Source organism: Streptomyces antimicrobicus, from assembly GCF_020532625.1.
Classification (GTDB): Bacteria; Actinomycetota; Actinomycetes; order Streptomycetales; family Streptomycetaceae; genus Streptomyces; species Streptomyces antimicrobicus.
The window spans coordinates 1-4,552 of sequence record NZ_JAJAUY010000235.1 but is presented as its reverse complement, the minus strand read 5'-3'; the positions used below and the strand labels follow the sequence as shown (position 1 = coordinate 4,552).

3 protein-coding genes are annotated in these 4,552 nt (G+C 70.3%); all 3 read left to right on the top strand.

Annotation, left to right across the window (positions count from 1 at the left end; genetic code table 11):
- Positions 1-796 (top strand): 2-oxo acid dehydrogenase subunit E2 (locus LG632_RS29560; RefSeq protein ID WP_226731003.1); only part of this gene is annotated, 796 nt, incomplete at its 5' end.
- Positions 797-934: 138 nt separating this feature from the next.
- On the top strand, positions 935-1,558 hold the full coding sequence (locus LG632_RS29555) for a GntR family transcriptional regulator (RefSeq protein ID WP_226731004.1): 624 nt from the start codon (positions 935-937) through the stop codon (positions 1,556-1,558).
- A gap of 240 nt (positions 1,559-1,798) precedes the next feature.
- On the top strand, positions 1,799-4,483 hold the full coding sequence (gene aceE / locus LG632_RS29550) for a pyruvate dehydrogenase (acetyl-transferring), homodimeric type (RefSeq protein WP_226731002.1): 2,685 nt from the start codon (positions 1,799-1,801) through the stop codon (positions 4,481-4,483).
- Positions 4,484-4,552 lie beyond the last annotated feature (69 nt).

The window sequence follows — 4,552 nt, the reverse complement described above, 5'->3', positions numbered from 1 at the left end:
TGCCGGTGCCGTCCTGCTTCTCGATCCCGCCGCCGCCGCCCCGGCCGCCAAGGCGCCGGCGCTCGCGGTGTCCGAGCTGCGCGGTCAGACGGTCAAGATGACCCGCATGCGCAAGGTCATCGGCGACAACATGATGAAGGCGCTGCACTCGCAGGCGCAGCTGTCCTCCGTGATCGAGGTGGACGTCACCAAGATCATGCGGCTGCGCGAGCAGGCCAAGGCCTCGTTCGCGGCCCGCGAGGGCGTCAAGCTCTCCCCGATGCCGTTCTTCGTCAAGGCCGCGGCCCAGGCGCTGAAGGCCCACGCGGTCGTCAACGCCCGGATCAACGAGGACGAGGGCACCATCACCTACTTCGACTCGGAGAACATCGGCATCGCCGTGGACTCCGAGAAGGGCCTGATGACCCCGGTCATCAAGGGTGCGGGCGACCTCAACCTGGCCGGCATCGCCAAGGCCACCGCCGACCTGGCGGGCAAGGTCCGCAGCAACAAGATCACGCCGGACGAGCTGTCGGGCGCGACCTTCACCATCAGCAACACCGGCTCGCGCGGTGCGCTGTTCGACACGGTCATCGTGCCGCCGAACCAGGTCGCCATCCTGGGCATCGGTGCCACGGTCAAGCGTCCGGCGGTCATCGAGACCGCCGAGGGCACCGTCATCGGCATCCGCGACATGACGTACCTGACCCTGTCGTACGACCACCGCCTGGTCGACGGCGCGGACGCCGCCCGCTACCTGACCGCCGTCAAGGCGATCCTGGAGGCCGGCGAGTTCGAGGTCGAGCTCGGCCTGTAACCAGCCTCACCTGCGGTGCCCCCGCCCGGGATTCTTCCGGGCGGGGGCACCGCCGTATTGTCTACGCATCGGTACTGTCACGCGTACTGTCGGCACGGCCCGCGCGACCCGCGACCACAGGAGATGGAGCCCTCGATGATCACCCCACCCGTGGTCCACTCGCTGCGCGAGCAGATCCGCGAGCACATCGTGGAGGGCATCGTCAGCGGGCGCTGGAAGCCCGGCGAGCGGATCGTCGAGCGGCGGATCGCCGTGGAGCTGGAGGTCAGCCAGACGCCCGTACGCGAGGCGCTGCGGGAGCTGGAGACACTGCGGCTGATCGAGTCGGCACCGAACAAGGGCGTGCGCGTGCGCAATCTCACGGCGGCCGACCTGGAGGAGATCTACCCGGTCCGGGCCGGCCTGGAGCAGATCGCGGCGGAGCTGGCGGCTCCCCGGCTGGCCACCGACTGCTCCGCGCTGGAGCCGCACGTGGCGGCCCTGCGGGAGGCCGACCGGGCGGAGGACGGCACCGCCCAGGTGCGGCACACGGTGGGTTTCCACCGGGAGATGGTCCGGGCGGCGGGGAACAGCGTGCTGCTGCACACCTGGGAGAGCCTCGGCATCGAGGTCTTCACGGCGTTGTCCATCCGCTGGTTGGGTACCGTCCAGAAGTCGTACGCGGAGGAGCACGAAGCCCTGGTCAGAGCGTTTCGGAACCAGGATCCGGAGATCGGTCTGATCGTGAAGCGGCACGTTCTGGGGTGCGCGCCGCGCGCCTGACCCCGCGGGCACGCAGAATGTCTGCGATGCCCCCTTCTGATCGGCACTGCGTGTCTCGATGTGCGGCACGGAGTGCCGACTTTTGGTTATCGGCCATTTTTTCGACGCTTTTGTTTGATCGATCATCGATCAGGGTCTTACAGTCGTCGGCGGACCCCAACCCGGGACCACCTCGACCCTGTCCTGCCAGTCAGGGTTCTTCAACACCCCCCTCCCTAGTCCGGAAGGCGGCGCACACCGATGTCCGACCCCGTAGGAAAGCTTCCGAGCGAGCTCGACCAGCTCCCGGATCGCGACGCCGAGGAGACCGCCGAATGGGCGCAGTCCCTCGACGCGGTCGCCAAGGCCGCCGGCACGCGCCGTGCCGAGTACCTGCTGCGCCGCACGCTCCAGCACGCCGAGGCCGCCGGTCTGGCGCTGCCCAAGCTGCTGGAGACGGACTACGTCAACACCATCCCCACCTCCGCCGAGCCGGCCTTCCCCGGTGACGAGGAGATGGAGGCCCGGATCACCGCCTGGAACCGCTGGAACGCGGCCGCCATGGTGACCCGCGGCTCGAAGTACGGCGTCGGCGGCCACATCGCCACCTTCGCCTCGGCGGCCTGGCTCTACGAGACCGGCTTCCAGCACTTCTTCCGCGGCAAGGAGGCCGACGGCTCGGGCGACCAGATCTACGTCCAGGGCCACGCCTCCCCCGGCATCTACGCCCGTGCCTTCCTGGACGGCCGCATCTCCGAGCGGCAGCTCGACAACTTCCGCCAGGAGTCCGGCGGCGACGGCCTGCCCTCCTACCCGCACCCGCGGCGCCTGCCCTGGCTGTGGGAGTTCCCCACGGTCTCCATGGGCCTGGGCCCGCTGTCCGCGATCTACCAGGCGCGGTTCAACCGCTACCTGGAGAACCGCAAGATCAAGGACACCTCCAACTCCCACGTCTGGGCGTTCCTGGGCGACGGCGAGATGGACGAGCCCGAGTCGACGGCGGCCCTGGCCCTCGCGGCCCGCGAGCGCCTCGACAACCTGACCTTCGTCGTCAACTGCAACCTGCAGCGCCTCGACGGCCCGGTGCGCGCGAACTTCCGCATCGTCCAGGAGCTGGAGGCCCAGTTCCGCGGCGCCGGCTGGAACGTCGTCAAGACCCTGTGGGGCTCCGCCTGGGACGAGCTGTTCCAGCTCGACACCACCGGCGCCCTGGTCCGCCGCCTGCGCGAGACCCCGGACGCCCAGTTCCAGACGTACGCCACCCGTGACGTGGCCTACATCCGCGAGCACTTCTTCGGCGGCGACCCGGCCCTGGTGGCCCTCGCGGGCCTGCTGTCCGACGCGAAGATCGCCGAGTGCTTCCACACCTCCCGCGGCGGCCACGAGCCCCGCAAGGTGTACGCCGCGTACAAGGCCGCCCTGGAGCACAAGGGCGCGCCGACGGTGATCCTGGCGCAGACCGTCAAGGGCTACACCCTCGGTGCCGGGTTCGAGTCGAAGAACGCGAACCACCAGATGAAGAAGCTGACGATCGACGAGTTCAAGAGCATGCGCGACCTGCTCGGGCTCCCGATCCCGGACAGCGCCTTCGCCGACGGCGTCGTCCCGTACGGCCACCCGGGCGCGGACTCCCCCGAGGTCCGCTACCTGCACGAGCGCCGCGCGGCCCTCGGCGGCCTCGCCCCGGCCCGCAAGGTCCACCACGTGGCCCTGCCGCAGCCGGCCGACAAGTCGTACGCCCCGCTGCTCAAGGGCTCCGGCAAGCAGGAGATGGCCACCACCATGGCCTTCGTCCGCCTGGTCAAGGACCTCATGCGGGACAAGGAGACCGGCCGCCGCTGGGTCCCGATCGTGCCCGACGAGGCCCGTACCTTCGGTATGGAGTCGCTCTTCCCGTCGGCCGGCATCTACTCGCCGCTGGGCCAGACGTACGAGCCGGTCGACCGCGACCAGCTGATGTACTACAAGGAGGCCAAGGACGGCCAGATCCTCAACGAGGGGATCACCGAGGCCGGCGCCATGGCCGACTTCATCGCCGCCGCCACGTCGTACGCGACGCACGGCGAGACGATGATCCCGTTCTACATCTTCTACTCGATGTTCGGCTGGCAGCGCACCGGCGACCAAATGTGGCAGCTCGCCGACCAGCTCGGCAAGGGCTTCATCGTCGGCGCCACCGCCGGCCGCACCACCCTGACCGGTGAGGGCCTGCAGCACGCCGACGGCCACTCGCACCTGATCGCGGCCACCAACCCGGCCTCGCTCAACTACGACCCGGCCTTCGCGTACGAGATCGCGGTGATCGTCAAGGACGGTCTGAGGCGGATGTACGGCGAGAAGCCGGAGGACGTCTTCTACTACCTGACGGTCTACAACGAGCCGAAGCCGCAGCCGGCCATGCCCGAGGGTGTCGAGGAAGGCATCGTCAAGGGCCTGTACCGCTTCAACACCTCCGCCGACCTCGGCGAGGCGGCCCCGGCCGCCGACGCCCCGAAGATCCAGCTGCTGGCCTCCGGCACGGCGATCCACTGGATCCTGGAGGCGCAGCGCCTGCTGGCCGCCGAGTGGAACGTGGCCGCCGACGTGTGGTCCGCCACCTCCTGGGGCGAGCTGCGCCGCGAGGCGCTGGAGTGCGACGAGGCCCTGCTGCGCGGCGAGGAGCGCACCCCGTACGTGACCCGCGTCCTGGAGGGCGCGCCCGGCCCGCTGCTGGCCGTGTCCGACTGGATGCGCCAGGTCCCGGACCAGATCAGCCAGTGGGTCCCGCAGGACTACACCTCGCTGGGCACGGACGGCTTCGGCCTGTCCGACACCCGCGAGGGCGCCCGCCGCCACTTCGGTGTCGACGCCCAGTCGATCGTGGTCGCCGCGCTGGCCCAGCTCGCCCGCCGCGGCGAGGTCCCGGCGTCGTCGGTCAAGGAGGCCCGGGAGCGCTACGGTCTCTGACCGCGCCCTTCCGCCCGGAGGCGGGCCCCCCCCCCCGGGGGGGGGGCCCCCCCCGGGGGGGGCGGGGGC

Bases quoted from the DNA above. Each gene is read 5' to 3' on its own strand.
- aceE (WP_226731002.1), top strand. From the start codon at position 1,799: ATGTCCGACCCCGTAGGAAAGCTTCCGAGCGAGCTCGACCAGCTCCCG.